Source organism: Acidocella sp. MX-AZ02 (assembly GCF_000306035.1).
Taxonomy (GTDB): Bacteria; Pseudomonadota; Alphaproteobacteria; order Acetobacterales; family Acetobacteraceae; genus Acidocella; species Acidocella facilis.
In genome coordinates this window covers 382,804-401,998 of record NZ_JH976207.1, presented here as the reverse complement: position 1 = coordinate 401,998, position 19,195 = coordinate 382,804, and the positions used below count along the sequence as shown (strand labels likewise).

Below are 19,195 nucleotides of genomic sequence, written 5' to 3'. Positions count from 1 at the left end.
ATGTTCAGCCGCTTATCATCGAATTCATCCAGCCTCAGCCCGGTGACATGCCGGAAATCCGCAAGGCTGGAGCCGCCGACCAGCGCCTGATAGTCGCGCAGCACCACCCGGCCGGGAAAGCCGCGTCGCAGCCTGGCGGCGAGGCGGGCATAGTCGAACTGAAACCGCCATTCCCGCAGATCGAAATGCCCGGCGGCGAGGATCTGTGCGATCACCAGCCTTGCCTCCTCGGCGATGCCGGCCTGGGTAAGTTCGAGATAGAGCGAGCGCAGATAGGCGCAGGGTTCGCGCAGATAGACCAGCAGCGCGATCTCATGCCCGGCCAAGGCGGGATGGCGCGTGAGCGGCGCGAATATCTCAGGCCGGTCCAGGAAGGTTTCAAAATCCTCCGCCGAGATGATGGCGTGGCCGCCATGCGCGGCAATCTCGCGCGCCGCCTCGTCGATGGTGCCCCAGGCGCTGTGATAGCGCCTGTCGCGCATCAGCTGCCAAGCGAGATTATGCTGCCCGGCCGCACTCACCGGCCGGCCGGCGCGCACGAACAGCACGCCCTGGCCCAGCAGCGCCTGTTGCTGCACCGCCAGCGCCTCCTGCAAGGCGGTGGTGCCGGTTTTATGCAGCCCGGCATGGAGCAGCAGCAGCGGCCGGCGCGCGGCGGTGAAAAGCGGCGCCGCGCGGCGTGGTCCGAACATCAGCGCCGCCTTACAGATCCGCCGCGACGCGGGCGATCACATCGTCCCACTGGAAGGGCACGCGCTGCCGGTAGAGCCGCATGTTCGGATACCAGGGCGTGTCCTCGCGGTGCAGCAGCCAACGCCAATCCGGCGCGTAGGGCAACACGATCGAGGTCGGCACGTTGCTGGCCCCGGCGATATGCGCGACCGAGGTATCGATCGTCACCAGCCGGTCGACATGCTGCAGGATCGCCATCGTATCGAGAAAATCCTCGATCTCCGGGCCGAGATTGACCAGCGGCGCGCGGCCGAAATAGCCGCCGGCCTGGGCGATCTGGTCGCCCTTCTGCACGGTGAGGATCACCACATCATCGCGCGCGAACAGCGGCGCGAATTGCGAAAGCTTCAGGCTGCGCTTCTTGTCGTTCTTATGGGTCGGCCGCCCGGCCCAGACCAAAGCGATGCGCTTCTTGCCCTTCGGCGCCAGCCGGTCCAGCCGCGCGCGCCACTCTTCCACCAGCGCCGGCTTGGCCGCCAGATAGCCCGAGGGCGGAATATTCTCGGTGGTGGTGCCGGCCAGGCGTGGCAGGCCGGAGAGCGGGATATAGGCGTCGTAATCCCCGGCATCGTCCCAGCGCGTCACCACCTTGCCGATATGCGGCAGCTGGCTGAGCAGCGGCAGCAGCTCGCCCGAGCAGGCGATAATCGGCTGCGGCGCCAGCATCGCCGCCCAGGGGATGTAGCGGCCAAACTGGATGCAATCGCCAAAGCCCTGATCGCCGATGATCAGCAGCTTGCCGGGGGCGAGCGGCTGGCCATCCCATTGCGGCTTCTCGGTCTTGGGCAGCATGCCTTCGGCCTGTTTCAGCTTGAAGCGCCATTCATAGCTCTCCCAGCCTTCCTTCAGCTTGCCGCCGAGCAGCAGCGCCTCGGCCTTCTCAAAATGCGCCTCGGCGAATTCAGGGTCGAGCGCGATCGCCTTGTCAGAGACCGCGACGGCCTCATCCAGCTCAAGCCGTTCATAATGGATCAGCGCGCAGTTGAAATAGCTGCGCGAATCCTCGGGCGATAGCTCGATGGCGCGTTTGGCGGCGGCCAGCGCATCGTCCAGCCGCCCGGCGCCGCGATAAATCTCGCAGATATTGCGCGGATAGAGGGCGACATCCGGCGCCAGCGCCTGGGATTTCTCCATGCGCTCGATCGCCTCCTGCACCCGCCCGCTGCGATAGGCGACGATGCCGGCGAGCTGCAGAATATGCGGATGCTCCGGCATCGCCGCCAGCATGCGCCTGGCGAGATCATCGGCCTCGGGCAGCTTGTTGGCCTGTTCCAGCTTGGCGAGCTTGTCCAGCGCATCCGCCAGCTTCATCACCACTTTGCCGTTTTCCTGCGCAGCACTCATGGCGTCGGCTCCTCATAGCCAAGCTCTCGCACCCAGAGATCAAGGATCGCCGCCACCTCGCTGAAGAGTTTCGGCAGCGCCTGCTGATAGGCCTGGTAGCGGCCGGCGGCGTTGGGATGCACCGGGCGGCGCAGCGCGAAATGCGCCGGCCAGGGTTCGGGGACAGCGCCGTTATTCAGCCCGAAGCCGCCGGGCAGATCGCTCTCGGCGCCGATGAAATCGAGGATCTTGCGCACCTCGCCATCCGGGTCGCGCACCAGTTCTTCGTAGCGCACCGGCAGATAGCGCAGCGTCAGCTCGCCGCGATAATGTTTGAGCATCTGCGCCTGCATGTCGAAATAGCGCGCCAGGGCGGGCAGCCCGGCATGGGCGTTGGTCTCCAGCCTGCGGTCCTGGGCAGCGTTGGCGAGCACGAGGTCGTAAGGATGGCGCAGCACATGGATGATCGGCGCCTCGGGATAGAGCAGCTTGATCAGCCCGAGATGCCAGACATTGCCCGGGGCGCGGTCGGTGATGAAGCGCACGCCGGGGCGGGCCAGGGCGCTGCGCGGCGCCTCATACAGCGCCCGCAGCCGGTCAGGCACCTGCGCCGCGTCGCCCACCAGCATATTGTCCAGGGCCTCCGGATAAGGCTGGTTGCCGAGCATGCCGGAAATCGCGTCGATCAGCCGGGAGATGGGTGCAAGCTCGTCCCCCGCCGCGAATTGCGGAAGCTGGGCGAGCAGCTGTTCCAGCAGCGAACTTCCCGCGCGCGGGAAGCCGAGCAGAAACACCGGCATGAACGCCCCCGGCCCGGCCTTGGGCAAAGGCCGCAGCCGGTCGCCGGTGAAATAGGCCTTGTCGCGCGCGATCTGCGCTTGCAGCGCCTCGGGCTGGAAGCTGAGCCCGCCGCGCTCGCGCTGGATGTTGCGGGCGGCGGCGATGGCGTTGATCGCCTCCTGCGGCTGGCCGAGCTGCATGTAAGCGCGCCCCCGGGCGAGGATCTCGGGCGGCACCATCGGCTCGGCCGGGTTCAGCCGGTCCAGCACCGCTTGCGGGCGGTCCTGCGCCAGATCCGCCATCACCCGCAACAGGCGCAGCATCTTATCCTCGGGCCAGCGCGCCAGGGCGCCATCCAGCACCGCCTCGGCCTCGCCCCGCGCGCCCAAGGCGAATAGCACCTGCGCCTTGCCGCCGGTGCCGCGCATATTATCCGGGCGCAGCGCCAGGGCCTGTTCATACAGCGCCAGTGACTCGGTGAGCCGGCCCTGCTGTTTCAGGTTCCAGGCCAGATTGCCCAGCACCATGCCATCCTCGACCGGGGACAAAGCGGCCGCCTTGCGATAATGCCGCTCCCCGGCCTCCAGCGCGCCGGTTTCGGTGAACACCACCCCCATCACGTGATGCGCCTGGGCGGCGCGCGGCGTGGCTTTCAACACTTCGGCCGCGAACGGAATCGCCGCCTCATACCGCGCCTGGCCGATCAGATATTGCGCATAATGGCCATTGGCCTGGGCCCGCTGGCCGGCATTGCCGGGCAGGCCGGCCAGCCTGGCCCCCAGCGCATCCGCCGCCTTGCCGCGCTTCTGCGCATTGCGGATTTCAAACAGCACGCGCAGCGCGATGCGCTGATTGGGGGCCGCATCCAGCACCGCCAGCGCCAGCGCCTCCGCCTCTTCATATTTCTTTTCGTTGAAGAGCTTGGTCGCTTCCTCGGCCTTGGGGGTGAGCAGCGCCAGCGCCGCCTCGCCCGGCCATTCTGCAGAGTCCGACTGGCAGCAGCGCAAAGCGCGCAATCCACTTTCGCATGGGCAAAGCCCGTTCTGATCCCGCACCCTGCCCACCGCCTCAAAGCTGTTCCTTGCCCCTTCATTTTACAGGCTTTCCACCCTGCCGCAACGCCGCTCCGGACTGTAAAAAAACTGTCTTTTCAACGATCTATGCAACAGCCATTCATTCTCAAATGTGATAAATTTCTTGACGCGCGGCGCCGTGCGCGTCAGATGAGCGGTTGCTAAACGGAGTGTTTCAATGCGTGAATTTTCCCAGCTCTCGGAGCGCGAGATCCTCGCGCTCGCGATCAGCAATGAAGAAGAGGATGGGCGCATCTATCTCGACATCGCTGAGCGCATGCGGGAGGATTTTCCCAGCACGGCCAACATCTTCAAGGAGATGGCGGCGGAGGAGAGCGAGCATCGGCGCATGCTGCTGGATCTGTTCCAGGAAAAATTCGGCGAACATATCCCGCTGATCCGCCGCCAGGATGTGCGCGGGTTTTTGAGCCGCCCTTCGATCTGGCAGTTTCCGAAGCCGAACATCAATGATGTGCGCAAGCTGGCCGAGGGCATGGAGCACGAGGCGCAGCGCTTCTACCGCAACGCCGCGGCGCGCACGAGCGATGTGTCGATCCGCAAGCTGCTGGGCGATCTGGCCGATGCGGAAGCCGAGCACGAGCACCGCGCCGACGAGCTTTCCGCCCAGAACCTCACCGCCGATACCCGCAAGAGCGAGGATGAGGAAGCCAAGCAGCAATTCATGCTGCAATATGTGCAGCCCGGGCTGGTCGGGCTGATGGATGGCTCGGTCTCGACACTGGCGCCGATTTTCGCCGCGGCGTTCTCGACGCATAATCCGTTCTCGGCCTTTCTGGTCGGCGCGGCGGCCTCGCTCGGGGCGGGCATCTCGATGGGCTTCGCCGAGGCGCTCTCGGATGACGGCTCGCTGACCGGGCGCGGCACGCCCTATGTGCGCGGCATCGTCACCGGCCTGATGACGACGCTGGGCGGTCTGGGCCATACGCTGCCCTTCTTGATCCCGAACCTGCATCTGGCGCTGATCGTGGCGATCATCGTGGTGGCGGTGGAGCTGGCCACGATCTCCTGGATCCGCTGGCGCTTCATGGAGACCTCGCCGATCCGCGCGACACTGCAAGTCGCGCTGGGCGGCGTGCTGGTGTTCGCGACCGGCGTGCTGATCGGCGCGGGGTGAACGTTTTTGGAGGGGTGGTGGCAACGCGGTTGCCACCACCCCAAACGGTTTTGCCGCTTTTTTTGAAAAAAAGCGGCACCAAAAAACGTTTGGTTTTTAAAGCTGCAATACCCAGCCGGTGTTCCAGAACGCCGCTTCCAGCTTCGTCGCCTGGGTGAAAATCCCCTGCAACTGCGCCGCCCGGCCCTGCGCCCCGCAGGCAGCCCCCACCCGGTCGATCATCGCCAAGGATGACGCCACCGCTTCGAGATAGTCCGCGCCGGTATAGGTCTCGATCCAGGGGCGGTAAGGATTATCCGCCTTGGCCCGCGCCGCCGCCTCGGCGCCAACCTCGGCATAGCCGGCGATGCAGGGCGCCAGGGCCGCCAGCAACGCCAGCGCGTCACCGCTATAGCCCACCTCCAGCACGTAGCGCGTATAGGCCAGCATCTCCAAGGACGGTTCGGCGGCGCGCATCTGCGCCTCCGTAATCCCCCAGCCTTCGCAATATTTCACATGCAACGGCATTTCGGTTTCGATCAGCGCCTGGGCAGTGGCGAGGGCCGCCTTGATATCCTCCAGCGCCTCCAGCTTCGCCGCCAGCAGCGCGTAGGCGCGGCCATATTGGATCAGGAACAGATAATCCTGGATCAGGAAATTCCGGAAGGCCTCGGGTTTCAGCCTGCCCTCGGCCAAAGCCTGCACGAAAGGATGGCGCACATACGCCCCCCAGGCCGCACCAGCCCCGGCGCGCCATTGCGCGAACAGCCGCGCCATGTTCAGGCCGGCTCGCGCGCGTAGGTGATGATGGAGAGATAGGTCATCGGCTTCACCAGCAGTTTTTCCGGCCCGTGCGGGGCGGCGCTGTCGAACAGCAGCGCGTCGCCGGGGGTGAGATGGTAGGATTGATCGCCATGGCGATACAGCACCTCGCCGGTGAGCATATAGATGAATTCCGTGCCCTCATGCTGGAAGGCGGGATAAGGGGCGGCGTCACCGCTCAGCGTGATCAGATAGGGCTCCACCACCACATTGCCGCCCAGCGCGTGGCCGAGCAGCGCGTATTGATGCCCGGCCTTGGAGCCGCGCCGCTCGATCACCACGCCGGTGCCGGCTTTCACGAAGGAGCAGTCCCGCTTTTCCTCGAAGGTGGAAAAGAAGGTGGTGATCGGCACATTCAGCGCCAGCGCCAGCGATTGCAGCGAGGCGAGTGAAGGCGAGATCTGCCCGTTTTCGATTTTGGAGAGCATGCCGCCGGAAAGATTGGCGGCGGCGGCGAGTTCGGAGACGGTGATGCCGACACGCCGGCGCAGCTGGCGCACCTGCACGCCGATCGCCTGTTCCAGCGTCAGATCCGAGACGGCGGCGGCGTTGCTGCCGGTGCTGTAAGGCTCGGCGATGTCGGCGGGCAGACCGGCCTGCGCCAGCGCCTCCGGCAAGGGAGCCTTGATGATCTGGGCCTTTCGGGCGCTGGGCTTGGCCTGGCTTCGCATCTTCTCCCCCTCCTGCACCTGTTTGTCTTAGGGGGGCGGGGCGAAAAAGGCCAGACGCATCAAGCTTCCAGCCGCTTCGCCGCCGTCAGCGTGTTGCGCAGCAGGCAGGCGATGGTCATCGGCCCGACCCCGCCCGGCACCGGGGTGATCATCCCCGCCACCTTGTCCGCCCAGCCGAACTCGACATCGCCGACCAGCTTGGTCTTGCCCTCGGCGGCCGCCGACACGCGGTTGATGCCGACATCGATCACCACGGCACCCGGCTTGATCCAGTCGCCCTTCACCATCTCCGGCCGGCCCACCGCCGCCACCAGAATATCCGCGCTGCGGCACAGCCCCGGCAGGTCCTTGGTCTTGGAATGCGCCATGGTCACGGTGCAGTTCTTCTGCAGCAGCAGCTGCGCGATCGGCTTGCCGACCAAATTGGAGCGGCCGATCACCACCGCGTGCAGCCCGGTCATGTCCTCGATCCTGTCTTCCAGCAGCAGGATGCAGCCCAGCGGCGTGCAGGGCACCAGCCCCGGCAGCCCGGCGGCCAGCCTCCCGGCATTCACCACCGTCAGCCCGTCCACATCCTTCTCCGGGGAGATCGCGGCGATCACCTCATCCGCGTTCAGATGCTTGGGCAGCGGCAGCTGCACCAGGATGCCGTGTACCTTCGGGTCGTCGTTCAATTTTCGCACCAGCGCCAGCAGCTCGGCCTGGGCGGTGTCGGCCGGCAGCTTATGCTCGAAGGAGGCCATGCCGACCTCCACCGTCTGCTTCGCCTTGTTGGCGACATAGACTTTCGAGGCCGGGTCCTCTCCCACCAGCACCACGGCGAGGCCGGGCTGATAAGGCAGCGTGGCGACCTCCGCCGCGATCTGGGCGCGCAAATTGGCCGCGAAGGCCTTACCGTCGATGATCTCAGCCAATTTACTTGTCCTCTCGGGTTGGGGCGGTGCTGCGCGCCCTTCTATCGGAAACGCGCAGCCACCGCCAAGCCAGGGCGCTCAGCTCCCAAACACCACCGTCTTGCTGCCATTCAGGATCACCCGGTCCTGCAGATGGTAGCGCACGGCGCGGGCCAGCACCCGGCGCTCAATATCGCGCCCCTTGCGCACCAGATCATCCGGCGTGTCGGCATGGGAGATGCGCTCCACATCCTGCTCGATGATCGGGCCTTCATCCAAATCCGCGGTAACGTAATGCGCGGTGGCGCCAATCAGTTTCACCCCGCGCTTATGCGCCTGATGGTAGGGCTTCGCCCCCTTGAAGCCGGGCAGGAAGGAATGGTGGATATTGATGCAGCGCCCGGAGAGCTTCTGCGCCAGCGCGTCCGAGAGGATTTGCATATAGCGCGCCAGCACCACCAGCTCCGCCCCGCTCTCCTTCACGATGGACCAGATCTGCCCTTCCTGTTCCATCTTGGTCTCCTTGGTGATCGGCAGATGGTGGAAGGGGATGCCGCCGAAATCCAGCCCGTTATAGGCCTCGCGCGGATGGTTGGAGATGATGCCGACCGGCTGCATCTCCATCTCGCCGATGCGCCAGCGATAGAGCAGATCCTCCAGGCAATGGTCGAATTTCGAGACCATCAGCAGCACCTTGCGCGGGGTGGAATGGTCGGAGAAGCGCCAGGCCATCTTGAAGCTTTCGGCAACCGCGCCGAAGCCCTCGCGCAAGGGCAAAATATCCGCCCCGTCCACCAAGGTGAAAGCGATGCGGGCGAAGAATTTGCCAGTCTCGACATCGTCGAATTGCTGGGCCTCGCGGATATCCGCGCCCTTTTCGAACAGATAGGTGGAGACGGCGGCGACGATTCCCGGGCGATTGACGCAAGAGAGGGTCAGCACGAACTGCGATTTGGACATGTTGGATTCCTGAATGAGGGGAAGGGCGAGGGAGGCGCGCGCCGCGCTGCCCTCAACCTCGCCCTGAATGCTCTGCCGCTTGCATGAGGGCGTGATGTAGCGCCCCGGCGTAGGAACGCAAACAGGCCAGGATGAAATGCTCCCCCTCCCGCCAGACTCGCACGCCGATATGGGCAGCCAGGGTAATGGCGACATCATCCGGGGCAAAGCGGGCAATATCGATCGGCAGGAGTTTTTTCAAAATCTCGATCTGGTGCGGGCCGGAGAGGCTGAGCAGGCAGAGCCCGTCCGATTGCGCGGTAATGGCGGCAAGGCCGGAGGGGAGGTCCAGCTCGCCCAGCACCAGCCATTGGCCGGGGCCGTTCCAGATTATGTCCGCGCCCTGGTGCGAAAGGCGCTTGGGCGTGGCCGGAAGGCTCACCCCCAAGGCCGCTTCCAGCGCCGCCGGGCCGGATTTGAAGGCGGCCAGGCTGCGCACCCGCCGTTGCGGGGCCAAGGCGATGAAAGGGTGCGCCGGCAAGGCCGGATCGAGCGCGTCAAGCATGCAAACGGTGGCCTTCCGGGTCGAGATGCACGGGATGGGTGACGATGGCGGTGAAATCCCCGCCGCGCAGCGGATCATAGACGCGGATGGTCTCGCCATGCCGCGCCGGGCCGTTTTCCAGCAGCGCCAAAGCGATGGAGCCGAGTGTCGGGCTGCGCGCGGCGGAGGTGACATGGCCCTGATCGCTGGCCGCCACGGCCGGCGCGCCCACGGGCAGCAGATGGCTGCCGGCGCGGATGATGTCCTGCGGGTTGACCGGGCGTAAGCCCACCAGGGTCTGGCGGGTTGGGGCGGTTAAAGCCGGGCGCGCGGCCATGGCGCGGCCGATGAACTCTTTCTTCTTCGAAAGCAGCTTGCCCATGCCCAGATCATGCGCGCTGGTCTGGCCGTTCAGCTCCGGCCCGGCCGGGTGGCCTTTTTCGATGCGCATGATGCCCAGCGCCTCGGTGCCGTAGGGGGCGATGCCGAATTCCTCGCCCGCCTGCATCAGCGCCCTGGCCAGCGCATCGGCCTGGCGGGAGGGCACCGCAAGCTCATATGCGCGCTCGCCGGAGAAGGAGATGCGGAACAGCCGCGCCGGCACGCCCCCGCACACCGTGAGCTCCATGCAGGCCATGTAGGGAAAGGCCTCGTCCGAAAGATCGAAGGGCGCATCGACGATCTTCGCCAGTGTCGCGGCGGATTTCGGACCCGCCACGGCGATCTGTCCCCATTGGTCGGTGACCGAGATCAGCGAGACATCCAGCTCCTTCCAGATCACCTGGGCGCAGAATTCCAGATGCTGCATCACCCGCGCCGCGTTGGCGGTGGTGGTGGTCATCACGAAATGCGTCTCGCCGAGGCGCGCGGTGGTGCCGTCATCCATCACGAACCCATCTTCGCGCAGCATCAGCCCGTAGCGTACCTTGCCGATGGGCAGAGTGGCCCAGCTATTGGTATAGACGCGCTCCAGGAAAATCGCGGCGTCCGGGCCTTGAATGTCGATTTTGCCGAGTGTGGTGACATCGCAGATGCCAACAGCGTTGCGCACCGCGTTCACCTCGCGCTGCGCGGCTTCCAGCCAATCCTCGCCGGGTTTGGGGAAATATTGCGCGCGCAGCCAAAGGCCGGTTTCCACAAAGGCCGCCCCCAGCCCGGCCGCCCATTCATGGGTGGGGGTAAGGCGGGTCGGCTTGAACTCCTTGCCAGTATGCGCCCCGGCCAGCGCGCCGATGGCAACCGGCACGTAAGGCGGGCGAAAGCGCGTGGTGCCGGTCTCGCCAATGCCCTTGCCCAGCGTCTGCGCCAACACGCCGATGGCATTCACATTGCTGGTCTTGCCCTGGTCGGTCGCCATGCCCAAAGTGGTGTAGCGCTTGAGATGCTCGACGGCGGCGAAGCCTTCCTGCTCGGCCAGCTTCACATCCTTCACCGTCACGTCGTTCTGCAGATCCAGGAAGGATTTGCCCGGGAAGAAGCCAGAGTGAAACACCGGCTGGATATTGGCATTCAGCCCCTGCCCCGCCGCCTTGCCGACGACGCTCATGCAAGGCGGCAGGCTGCCCGGCACGAAAGCGGCGATCGCCCCATCCCACACCGGCTTGCCGTCGAAATGCGAGGTCAGCGCCAGATTGGGGTTGAAGCCGCCGGAGACGGCGATGATGTCGCAAGGCAGCGCCAGATCCCCACCTTTGGCGAGACGGATTTTGGCACCGGACACACCCTGCCAGCCGGTGGCGCGGATGATCGCCGCCCCGGCATAGACCGGCGCATTGGCGGCACGGGCGGCTTCATGCACGACATCGGAGCTGGCAGGGCGCGCATCCACCACGCCGGCGATGTTCACCCCGGCCTGATGCAGCACCGGGATCAGCCCGGCCGCGTCATCATTATTGAGATAGAGCAGGATGTTGCGGCCCGGGGCGACGCCATAGCGGGTGACGTAATCCCCCACCGCGCGGCTCAGCATCACGCCGGGCAGATCATTATGGCCAAAGGCGATCGGCCGCTCCAGCGCGCCGGTGGCCAGCACGCTGCGCCCGGCGACGATGCGCACCAGGCGCTGGCGCGGGGCGTTGGAGGATGGCAGATGGTCGGTGAGGCGCTGCAAGGCGGCATAGGTGCCGCCATCATAAACCCCAAACACCGTGGTGCGGGCGAGGAATTCCACGCCGGACGGCAGATCAATCGGTACTAGCGGGGCGTTTTCATCGCATAGGATCACGCGCTGGCCGGTGGCGGCGGCCTGCGTGGCGGCGGCAATTCCCTCCGCCCCGGCACCGATCACCAGCACATCGCAAAATTCCGTGGTCTTTTCGTAAATATCCGGGTCCGGCAGGCCGGCATTGCGGCCCAGCCCCGCCGCGCGGCGGATCATCGGCTCGTAGAGTTTCTCCCAAAAACTCGCCGGCCACATGAAGGTCTTGTAGTAGAACCCGGCCGAGAGGAAGGGCGAGAGCAGATTGTTCACCGCCAGCGGATCATATTTCAGCGAGGGGCCGCGATTCTGGCTGGCGGCTTCCAGCCCTTCGAAAATCTCCGCCATGGTGGCGCGGGTGTTGGGCTCGCGCCAGGCGCCGGCGCGCAGCTCCACCAGCGCGTTCGGCTCCTCGGAGCCCGAAGCGAACACGCCGCGCGGGCGGTGATATTTGAAGGACCGGCCAACGAGCTTCACGCCCGACGCCAGCAGCGCCGAGGCCAGCGTATCACCGGCAAACCCGGTATAGGCTTTGCCATCGAAGCGGAACTTCACGGGGCTGGCGCGATCCACCAGCCCGCCTTGCGCCAATCTAAAGCCGGTCATGGCAGGCGCATCGAGAGGATTTCATGGGTTGAGACATCGCGTTCCACGATTAGCCAGGCATGGCACCCGGCGCTGTGATACCAATATTCCTTGCGCGGGCCTTTGAGATTATCGCGCAGATAGATGTAGTCCGCCCATTCCGGCGTCGGCGTGGCGCCGCCATCGGTCGGTCGGGTGCGTTCGGCGTCCTGGGTGTAGGTGAATTCCTCCAGGCCACGATTGCCGCAATGCGGGCAGGTGATGCGCATTAATGCAGATTCGGCTGCGCGCCGACTCCCTTTTCGTCGATCAATTTGCCCTCGGCGAAGCGCGCCAGCCGGTAGGCGCCAGCGACCTCATGCGGCGCCCCGCGCGCGATCAGATGCGCGAAGCAGAAGCCCGAGGCCGGTGTCGCCTTGAAGCCGCCATAACACCAGCCGGCATTGATGAAGAGATTCTCCACCGGGGTTTTATCGATGATCGGTGAGCCATCCATGCTCATATCCATCAGCCCGCCCCAGCTGCGCAAAAGCCGCGCGCGGCCGATCATCGGCATCAGCGCCATGCCGCCCTCGCACACATCCTCGATCACCGGCAGATTGCCGCGCTGGGCGTAGGAATTATAGCCGTCAACATCCCCGCCAAACACCAAACCACCTTTGTCTGACTGGGAAATATAGAAATGCCCGGCGCCGAAGGTGATCACCGTATCGATCAACGGCTTCAGCCCCTCGCTCACGAACGCCTGCAAGGCGTGGCTCTCGATCGGCAGACGCAGCCCCGCCTTCGCCGCCAGCAGCGAGGAAGCACCCGCCACCGCCATGCCGATCTTGCCCGCCCGGATGCTGCCACGCGTCGTCTCGACTCCGACAGCCTTGCCATATTCCTGCAAAATGCCGAGAACTTCGCAATTCTCGATAATGTCCACGCCGCGCTGGTCAGCGCCACGCGCATAGCCCCAGGCCACCGCATCATGGCGCGCCGTGCCGGCCCGGCGCTGCACCAGCGCCCCTTGCACCGGAAACCGCGCATTGTCGTAATTCAGGTAGGGCAGCTCGCGGCGCAGCTGCGCCCGGTCCAGAAGCTGCGCATCCGCGCCATGCAGCAGCATGGAATTGCCGCGCCGCGCATAGGCATCGCGCTGCGCGTCGGAATGGTAGAGATTATAGATGCCGCGCTGGCTGACCATCGCGTTATAGTTGAAATCCTGCTCCAGCCCTTCCCAGAGCTTCATCGAGAATTCGTAGAAGGGCTCATTGCCCGGCAGCATGTAGTTGGAGCGGATGATGGTGGTGTTGCGGCCAATATTGCCGCCGCCCAGCCAGCCTTTCTCCAGCAGCGCGATCCGCCCGACCTCCGGGTGGTTCTTCGCCAGATAATAGGCCGTGGCCAGCCCGCCGCCGCCGCCGCCAATGACGATGACATCATAGGACGGCGCCGGCGCGGCCTTGCGCCAAGCTGGTTTCCAGCCGGTATGGCCACGCAGCGCCTGGGTGAGGACAGAGAAAGCGGAGTATCTCATCGGGGCAAATAAATTTCCTGCCAGTTAAACAGAGTGATGCACAAGAATTATTTTGCTGTCAAACCCTGATGACGCGGATCAGATCTCCAAAATTCCCGGCTCATAGGACGCCACCGCCTCCGGCTCCTCCTTGGCATAGCCGCGCGGCGCGGAGACCACCCAGAAACCGTGGCTGAAGGTCTCGTGCCGATGATGGGTATGGCCATGCACCCAGAAGCCCGGGCTGTAGGGGGCGAATTCCGCCAGCAGATCGGACCCATAGGCCGGGCCGATCGCCCCGCCCCGCCGGCCAAGGAACGCCGCCCCGGGCGCGTGGTGGGTGACGATCATCCGCACCGTCTGCGGATCATCCTTCTGCAGCCGCGCCAGCTGGGTATGCAGCCAGGCGCGGGCGGCGAAATGCAGCTCCATCGTCTGTTTCGGCCGCAGGCGTTTGCTGCCGGCATTGATCAGCCGGTAATCATTCATCCGCTCGCCGGCATGGGCGCTGGAGAGGGCGGGGTCGTGATTGAGATTGAAATCCGTCCAGAGCGTGCTGCCCAGCACATGCAGGCGCTGGTCCTGTTTCTCGAAGGTAAACAGCGCATTGTCCAGCAGCCGCACCCGCCCCTGCGTGGCCGCCGCGGCCTTGGCCATCTGCGCGCCCAGCGGCTCCAGATTATGGAAGTAATATTCGTGATTGCCGGCCACCAGCACCACCGGCACCTCAAACCGCTTGGCCAGGCTGTCGGCATAGGCGACGCTGAGCAGACCGTTATGAATGTCGCCCGCCAGTACGATCAGATCCGGCGCCGGCACGTCCTTCAGCGCCGGGCGGGCCTGCAGAGCCGGGCGGCGCAGCATCACGTCCAGCAGATGCCGGCGATGCTCCATCTCCAGATGCAGATCGCTCATATACAGCACCCGGATCATGTCAGCGTCCGCACCAGCAGGACGGCACTGAGCAGGGCGAAAAACAAAGTCAGCCCCTGCCAGAGATGCAAGGAGCTGAAGGCGAAGCGGCGCAAGCGCGGGGGCTCGTCGCGCCCTTCGGCCAGGCCCAGCTGCAGCAGCTGCGCCAGCGCCCCGGCATCGGCCAGCCGGTCCTCCGGGCGCACCGCCAGCCCTTGCGCCAGCGCCTCGCCCAGCCAGGAGGGCAGATCCGGGCGCAAACGCTGCAGCGGGCGCTTCTCATGCTGGCCATAGGGAAAGGCACCGCCGGCGAACATGCGGTAAAGGGTCACCGCCAGGGCGTAGAGTTCCGTGCGCGGATTGGCCTGGGTGCCTTTCAGCAGCTCCGGCGCCATGTAGCGGATGGTGCCGCCCGGCCGGGCGGCGTTGGCGGCGTCGATCCCCGGCAGATAAGCGAGGCCGAGATCCAGCAGCTTCACCTCCCCGGTTTCCAGCAGCATCACATTCTCGGGCTTGAGATCGCGATGCACCACGTCGATCGCCGCCAGATCCTGCACCGCCTCGCAGAGCCGGAAGGCAATGCCCATCCCCTCGGGCAGGCTCATCAAGGGGGCGCGATTCAGGCGCTTTTCCAGCGTTTCGCCGTGATAGAGTGGCATCACCAGATAGAGCGCGCTGCGCCGGCTGGCCGGTATGTCGATATATTGCACCACGCTCGGGCTGCGCACGGCGGTGCCGATCCAGGCCTCGCGCATGAAGCCGGCGGCGAAAACCTCGTCCTGCAACATCGAGGGCAGCGGCAGTTTCAGCGCCACATCCTGGCCGGAGAGCGTATCGCGCGCCGCCACCAGCATGGTGTAGCGGCCACGAAACAAAGTCTCGCCGATGGCAAAGCCGTCCCAGTTATCGCCTGGGCGCGGGGCGGGGCGGATGGGCAGTTGCGCCAGGGCGGCGCGGGCGGCCTCGTCCTGCCCGGCGGCCGGCACGGCATGAACCCGCAGCGCCATCACCGCCTTGTCGTGAGCCGGCAGATGCGCCAGCGCCGCCAGCGCCGCCTCGGCCAGAGCTTCGGGCTTGTGCTGGGCCAGCGGCGCCAGCGCGGCATAGACGCCCTCCAGCGCCGCCAGCCCGGCGATGAGCAGATAGGCATCGCCCGGCTGCGCCTCCTCCTCCGCCAGATCCAGCGCCAGCTCCGCTTCCAGCCCCAGCGCCCGGGTGGGCATGAAGGGCGCGGCCTCGGGCGGGCGGATATGGGGATGCAACAGCGGGCTCAGCACCTGGCCGCGCAGCCGGTAGATCTGGCAGGCGCCGAGCTGGGCGACGAAAATCCTTGCATCCTGCAGCAGCAAGGCCGAGAGCGAAACCGGGGTAAGCCCGCTCTCCCCCTGCAACTGCCCCGCCAGCCAGCGATTGACCGCGGCCAGCGCGCCGGAGGCCGCCTTGCGCGGGGAAAAGGTGCGCTTGGCGCCGAAATAGCCTTCCGCGAAGCTGGCCACGGCGGTCTGCACCGCATCGCGCCCGCCGCTGGGTTTGGCCCGCTTATCCGCATGGGCGCGGGCGATCACCGCCAGCGCCCCGCGCCCCGGCACGCCGAAAGCCGCGCCCTCATACAGCGCATAGAAATTCCGCGACGACGCCCCTGCCCCTTGCAGGCTGGCGGCAAATTCCGTGCCCAGCGACCAGCCAGAGGCTGGCGGCGGTTCAGCCATGCCGGCTGGCCGCCGGCACCCACAGCGTATCCGCCCCGCCAATGCCATTGGCGGCGCGCGCCAGCACGAACAGCAGGTCCGACAGCCGGTTGAGATAAGCCAGCACCAGCCGGTTCACCGGTTCATCCGGGATCTCCAGCAGCGCCACCACCGCGCGCTCCGCCCGGCGGGCGACGGTACGGGCGAAATGCAGCCGCGCCGCGCCGGCGCTGCCGGCGGGCAGAATGAAGGAGGTCAGCGGCGCCAGCTCCGCGGTGACGGCGTCGATCCGCGCCTCCAGCCAGGCGACCTGCGCGGGCACGATGCGCAGCGCCGCCCCCGGCGCTTCATCCTCGCGGATCGGCGTGCACAGATCGGCGCCGAGATCGAACAGATCATTCTGGATGCGCGCCAGGATCGCATCGATCGGCCCCGCCCCCTCCAGCCGGGCCAGGCCGATGGCGGCATTGGCCTCGTCCACCTCCCCCAGTGCGGCGATCCGCGCCGAGGATTTCGCCACCCGGGCGCCATTGCCGAGCGAGGTCTCGCCCTGATCCCCGCCTCTTGTATAAATCTTGTCCAGCTTCACCATGGCCGGACTGCACCATGCCGCGCGCCTGACTTCAAGGGCCCGAATCGGCCGAAAAATCTGGGATAAAGCGTAGGCGCCGCAAAATAATGGATAAAATTTAATACATTACGCGTAGAGAATATTATGGTTTTGGAAATACTATAAAAATAGTCCCTTATCGATTTGTTCATAAATTTTTTGCCGAATCTATTTTTTGCGTCAAACCTCCCGACACTCCCCAGCGCATTTAAAGGGTTTGGGACATGCTCCTCCGGGCTGTCTCCAAATTTTAGGCATTTTTCAATAGCCTACCTCACATATTCGTGTGCGGGAAATGTCCGCGAAATCGCTGCTGACGGATTTTCCTCAGCACGCTAACCTTCAAGAGATGATAGGGCCACTGCTCATCGCGACGAAATCTTTCGTCATGGAAGCAATCCTCTTTCTGCAGCGTGTGAGGGATTCTACCTTGTCTAACACCGTTACGGTCTCCGGTAACTCGACCAGCACCTTCAATGGGCAGAGCCTTAACGTGGTCTCGGGCAATCCCACCATTTATGGCAGCTCGAACTCGGTCGTCAGTTCGGCAAATGGTGTCGGCATCTATCTCGCCGACAATCAAAATGCCGTGACCCTGTTCGGCGCGCATGACACGCTCTCCGCCGGGCTGTATCAGTCAGGCGGCTCCAACGGCGACAGCCTGCTGCTGGTTGGCAACAACAACACCATCATGGATGGTGGCTTCGGCAATGGCGGCGTCACCATCAATGGCAGCTACAATAATTTCGTCTCGCAGCAACGCATCGAAACGACCAACGTTCTCGTGAACGGCTCGAACGATACCGTTTCGGCGATGTATGTGTCCGGCAATTTCGTCATCAATGGCGATAATGCCCTTATCATCGCGAATAATGGCAATTTCACCATCAACGGCGCCAACGATACCGTGCGGGTCGCCAATGCCACCAGCATCATCGTTGCCGGCAGCAACGATACCGTGATCGACCAGGCGCAGGTAGGCTCGTCCCTCCCGATCAATCTCATCTCCGGCGCCGCTGCCGCCGCGTCCGATACCACCGCCGGCTCCGCCATCACCGTCACCGGCGCGAATGACAGCGTGACGGCGCTGAACAACAACAACAGCATTACCGCCACCGGCGACAGCGTCAGCGTCTCGCTGCAGAGCTACGGCAACAGCGCCACCGTTTCGGGAAACAGCAGCAACGTCACCGCGCAGACCTCTTCGGAGAGCATCAGCATCTCCGGCGCCAACAGCACCGTCAGCACCGCCGTGCCGATCACCGCGAGCAGCGGCTCCACCAGTATTGCCGCCACCACCGTATCGATCGCCAGCAGCGTCGCCGCCTCCACGACCTATAATAACGGCTCGTCGAGTATCGTTGACACCACGCCGGGCTCCGGCGCCAGCACCGTCAATGTCACCAGCGGCAGCGGCAGCGTCGTCGCGACCGCCGGCGGCACCTATAATGACAGCGTTGGCGGCAATGCCTATACAATCGGTGGAGGAACACTGGTTAACCTCACCGCCGGCGGCGACACGATCCGGGTCACGGATGGCGAGCAGATCACCCGGGACACGCTGGCGGGCACGGCCTCGGTGGCCAACACCGTGATTCTCGGCTCGGCCGTGAATATCGACCTGACCGCCAACGGCACCATCGGGCGCTATGATGTCGTCAGCGTCACCGGCAGTGGCAGCTCCGGCATGCTCTATGGCAATATGAACGACACGCTCTATGCCGGCGGCAGCAACAATCTTTTCGCGGTCACCGCCGATGCCAGCGTCACCGGCAATGGCGGTAGCCTGCTGGTGGCGACGGGCAACAATACATTGTCAGTCTGGACCGGCAGCAACACCATCGAAGCCTCGGGTGGCGCGAGCCTCTATGTCACCTCCAGCGACAACACGATCAGCGGCAGCGCGATGAATCTTGCCCTGCAGGGCGGCGGCAATAGCGTCAACCTCACCGGCAACGCCACCGTCTCGGATGCCAACCCCTGGGCTTATGGCATCGCCAGCGGCGCCGAAACCGTGCAAAACCAGTTCACCGTGCAGAGCGGGCAGTTCAATCTGGGCGGCCAGGACCAGCTGCTGCAGACCGGCGGCAGCGCCGCCGTCACCCTCGCCGGCGGCGGCAATGCCACGCTGAGCGGCAGCCAGGACAGCATCACCGCCACGGACCAGGCCTATGGCGGCAACAATATCGTGCTGACCGGCGCCAATGACAGCGTCAGCCTGATCAATGTCGCGGGCAGCGCCGCCACCGTCTCCGCCGCCCTCGGCGCCTTCGTGAAGGCCAGCGACGATACCGGCAGCAAGATCGGCGCGGTTAATGATAACAGCAATGAATCGCTGGTCTTCATCGGTGGCAGCGGCTCGTCCAGCACCGTGCTGGCGGCCGGCAGCAACACCGCCGTCACCCTGTTCGGCGGCCAGAGCAACCACAACATCGTCTCCGGTGGCAATGCGGGGAATAACAGCCTGAATGGCGGCGGCGGCACGGGCGATCTGTTCAGCGCCGGCGGCAATAACGACGTGCTGATCGGCGGCGGCGGCGGCTATAACACGCTGGTCTCGGCGGCGGGCAATGAAACCCTGACCGGGGCGGGGCTCGGCAATGATCTGTTCTCCATCACCGGCGGCGGCGGCACCGATCTCATCGGCAATTTCAGCGGCCAGATGGTGCTGGGTGCGGGCCTCTCGGTCAGCAGCGAGACGGTCTCCGGCGGTTCGATGAACCTGGTCCTGAATGACGGCACGCATCTGATCCTCTCCGGGATCGGCGCGATCCATCAGAGCGGCAGCGTCATCACCGCCGCTTAAGGATC

At 65.1% G+C, this 19,195-nt stretch carries 16 protein-coding genes; 2 read left to right on the top strand and 14 right to left on the bottom strand.

Annotated elements, in window-relative coordinates:
• The 3 genes from MXAZACID_RS01930 to MXAZACID_RS01920 all read right to left on the bottom strand — a co-directional run.
• Positions 1-692: hypothetical protein (locus MXAZACID_RS01930; protein ID WP_008492347.1), on the bottom strand; the 692-nt coding region annotated here is incomplete at its 3' end.
• 10 nt (positions 693-702) lie between these two features.
• Complete coding sequence (locus MXAZACID_RS01925; protein WP_008492346.1) at positions 703-2,076, bottom strand: tetratricopeptide repeat protein; 1,374 nt, start codon at positions 2,074-2,076, stop codon at positions 703-705.
• On the bottom strand, positions 2,073-3,851 hold the full coding sequence (locus MXAZACID_RS01920; RefSeq protein ID WP_008492345.1) for a sulfotransferase: 1,779 nt from the start codon (positions 3,849-3,851) through the stop codon (positions 2,073-2,075). The genes MXAZACID_RS01925 and MXAZACID_RS01920 overlap by 4 nt, the downstream gene beginning before the upstream one ends.
• Positions 3,852-4,086: 235 nt before the next feature.
• Here MXAZACID_RS01920 and mbfA point away from each other — a divergent pair, with 235 nt between their 5' ends.
• Entirely contained in the window at positions 4,087-5,043 is a 957-nt protein-coding gene (mbfA, locus tag MXAZACID_RS01915) for an iron exporter MbfA (protein WP_008492343.1), read from the top strand.
• 96 nt (positions 5,044-5,139) lie between these two features.
• On the opposite strand, the gene tenA is transcribed toward mbfA, so the two are convergent.
• The 11 genes from tenA to MXAZACID_RS01860 all read right to left on the bottom strand — a co-directional run bounded on the left by tenA (position 5,140) and on the right by MXAZACID_RS01860 (position 16,366).
• Positions 5,140-5,799, bottom strand: a complete 660-nt coding sequence (tenA, locus tag MXAZACID_RS01910; RefSeq protein ID WP_008492342.1) for a thiaminase II — start codon at positions 5,797-5,799, stop codon at positions 5,140-5,142.
• Positions 5,800-5,801: 2 nt separating this feature from the next.
• Positions 5,802-6,515 (bottom strand): helix-turn-helix domain-containing protein, encoded by a 714-nt coding sequence (locus MXAZACID_RS01905; protein ID WP_008492341.1) that lies wholly within the window; start codon positions 6,513-6,515, stop codon positions 5,802-5,804.
• Positions 6,516-6,574: 59 nt separating this feature from the next.
• Positions 6,575-7,429 carry a bifunctional methylenetetrahydrofolate dehydrogenase/methenyltetrahydrofolate cyclohydrolase FolD gene (gene folD / locus MXAZACID_RS01900; RefSeq protein ID WP_008492340.1) on the bottom strand — a complete coding sequence of 285 codons (855 nt, stop codon included), beginning with the start codon at positions 7,427-7,429 and terminating at the stop codon, positions 6,575-6,577.
• A gap of 78 nt (positions 7,430-7,507) precedes the next feature.
• Positions 7,508-8,368 (bottom strand): formyltetrahydrofolate deformylase, encoded by an 861-nt coding sequence (gene purU, locus MXAZACID_RS01895; RefSeq protein ID WP_008492339.1) that lies wholly within the window; start codon positions 8,366-8,368, stop codon positions 7,508-7,510.
• 52 nt (positions 8,369-8,420) lie between these two features.
• Positions 8,421-8,912, bottom strand: coding sequence for a sarcosine oxidase subunit gamma (locus tag MXAZACID_RS01890; protein WP_008492338.1), 492 nt, complete (start codon positions 8,910-8,912; stop codon positions 8,421-8,423).
• A complete protein-coding gene (locus MXAZACID_RS01885) occupies positions 8,905-11,694 on the bottom strand; it encodes a 2Fe-2S iron-sulfur cluster-binding protein (RefSeq protein ID WP_008492336.1) in 2,790 nt (929 codons plus the stop codon). The genes MXAZACID_RS01890 and MXAZACID_RS01885 overlap by 8 nt, the downstream gene beginning before the upstream one ends.
• On the bottom strand, positions 11,691-11,942 hold the full coding sequence (locus MXAZACID_RS01880) for a sarcosine oxidase subunit delta (protein WP_008492334.1): 252 nt from the start codon (positions 11,940-11,942) through the stop codon (positions 11,691-11,693). Before MXAZACID_RS01880 ends, MXAZACID_RS01885 begins: the two co-directional genes overlap by 4 nt.
• Positions 11,942-13,195: a sarcosine oxidase subunit beta family protein gene (locus tag MXAZACID_RS01875; protein ID WP_008492333.1), complete on the bottom strand. Its 1,254-nt coding sequence runs from the start codon at positions 13,193-13,195 to the stop codon at positions 11,942-11,944. Before MXAZACID_RS01875 ends, MXAZACID_RS01880 begins: the two co-directional genes overlap by 1 nt.
• Positions 13,196-13,273: 78 nt before the next feature.
• Complete coding sequence (locus MXAZACID_RS01870; RefSeq protein WP_008492332.1) at positions 13,274-14,107, bottom strand: metallophosphoesterase; 834 nt, start codon at positions 14,105-14,107, stop codon at positions 13,274-13,276.
• Positions 14,104-15,795, bottom strand: coding sequence for a bifunctional protein-serine/threonine kinase/phosphatase (locus MXAZACID_RS01865; RefSeq protein WP_008492331.1), 1,692 nt, complete (start codon positions 15,793-15,795; stop codon positions 14,104-14,106). Before MXAZACID_RS01865 ends, MXAZACID_RS01870 begins: the two co-directional genes overlap by 4 nt.
• A complete protein-coding gene (locus MXAZACID_RS01860; protein WP_008492330.1) occupies positions 15,788-16,366 on the bottom strand; it encodes a cob(I)yrinic acid a,c-diamide adenosyltransferase in 579 nt (192 codons plus the stop codon). Before MXAZACID_RS01860 ends, MXAZACID_RS01865 begins: the two co-directional genes overlap by 8 nt.
• 448 nt (positions 16,367-16,814) lie before the next feature.
• Between MXAZACID_RS01860 and MXAZACID_RS01855 the strand changes: the two genes are divergently transcribed.
• Positions 16,815-19,190 (top strand): S-layer family protein, encoded by a 2,376-nt coding sequence (locus MXAZACID_RS01855; protein WP_144052613.1) that lies wholly within the window; start codon positions 16,815-16,817, stop codon positions 19,188-19,190.
• Positions 19,191-19,195 lie beyond the last annotated feature (5 nt).

Coding starts and splice junctions, on each gene's coding strand:
- MXAZACID_RS01880 (WP_008492334.1), bottom strand. CDS start 11,942: ATGCGCATCACCTGCCCGCATTGCGGCAATCGTGGCCTGGAGGAATTC.
- MXAZACID_RS01905 (WP_008492341.1), bottom strand. CDS start 6,515: ATGCGAAGCCAGGCCAAGCCCAGCGCCCGAAAGGCCCAGATCATCAAG.
- mbfA (WP_008492343.1), top strand. CDS start 4,087: ATGCGTGAATTTTCCCAGCTCTCGGAGCGCGAGATCCTCGCGCTCGCG.
- tenA (WP_008492342.1), bottom strand. CDS start 5,799: ATGGCGCGGCTGTTCGCGCAATGGCGCGCCGGGGCTGGTGCGGCCTGG.
- MXAZACID_RS01870 (WP_008492332.1), bottom strand. CDS start 14,107: ATGATCCGGGTGCTGTATATGAGCGATCTGCATCTGGAGATGGAGCAT.
- MXAZACID_RS01860 (WP_008492330.1), bottom strand. CDS start 16,366: ATGGTGAAGCTGGACAAGATTTATACAAGAGGCGGGGATCAGGGCGAG.
- MXAZACID_RS01885 (WP_008492336.1), bottom strand. CDS start 11,694: ATGACCGGCTTTAGATTGGCGCAAGGCGGGCTGGTGGATCGCGCCAGC.
- MXAZACID_RS01865 (WP_008492331.1), bottom strand. CDS start 15,795: ATGGCTGAACCGCCGCCAGCCTCTGGCTGGTCGCTGGGCACGGAATTT.
- purU (WP_008492339.1), bottom strand. CDS start 8,368: ATGTCCAAATCGCAGTTCGTGCTGACCCTCTCTTGCGTCAATCGCCCG.
- MXAZACID_RS01925 (WP_008492346.1), bottom strand. CDS start 2,076: ATGAGTGCTGCGCAGGAAAACGGCAAAGTGGTGATGAAGCTGGCGGAT.
- MXAZACID_RS01875 (WP_008492333.1), bottom strand. CDS start 13,195: ATGAGATACTCCGCTTTCTCTGTCCTCACCCAGGCGCTGCGTGGCCAT.
- MXAZACID_RS01890 (WP_008492338.1), bottom strand. CDS start 8,912: ATGCTTGACGCGCTCGATCCGGCCTTGCCGGCGCACCCTTTCATCGCC.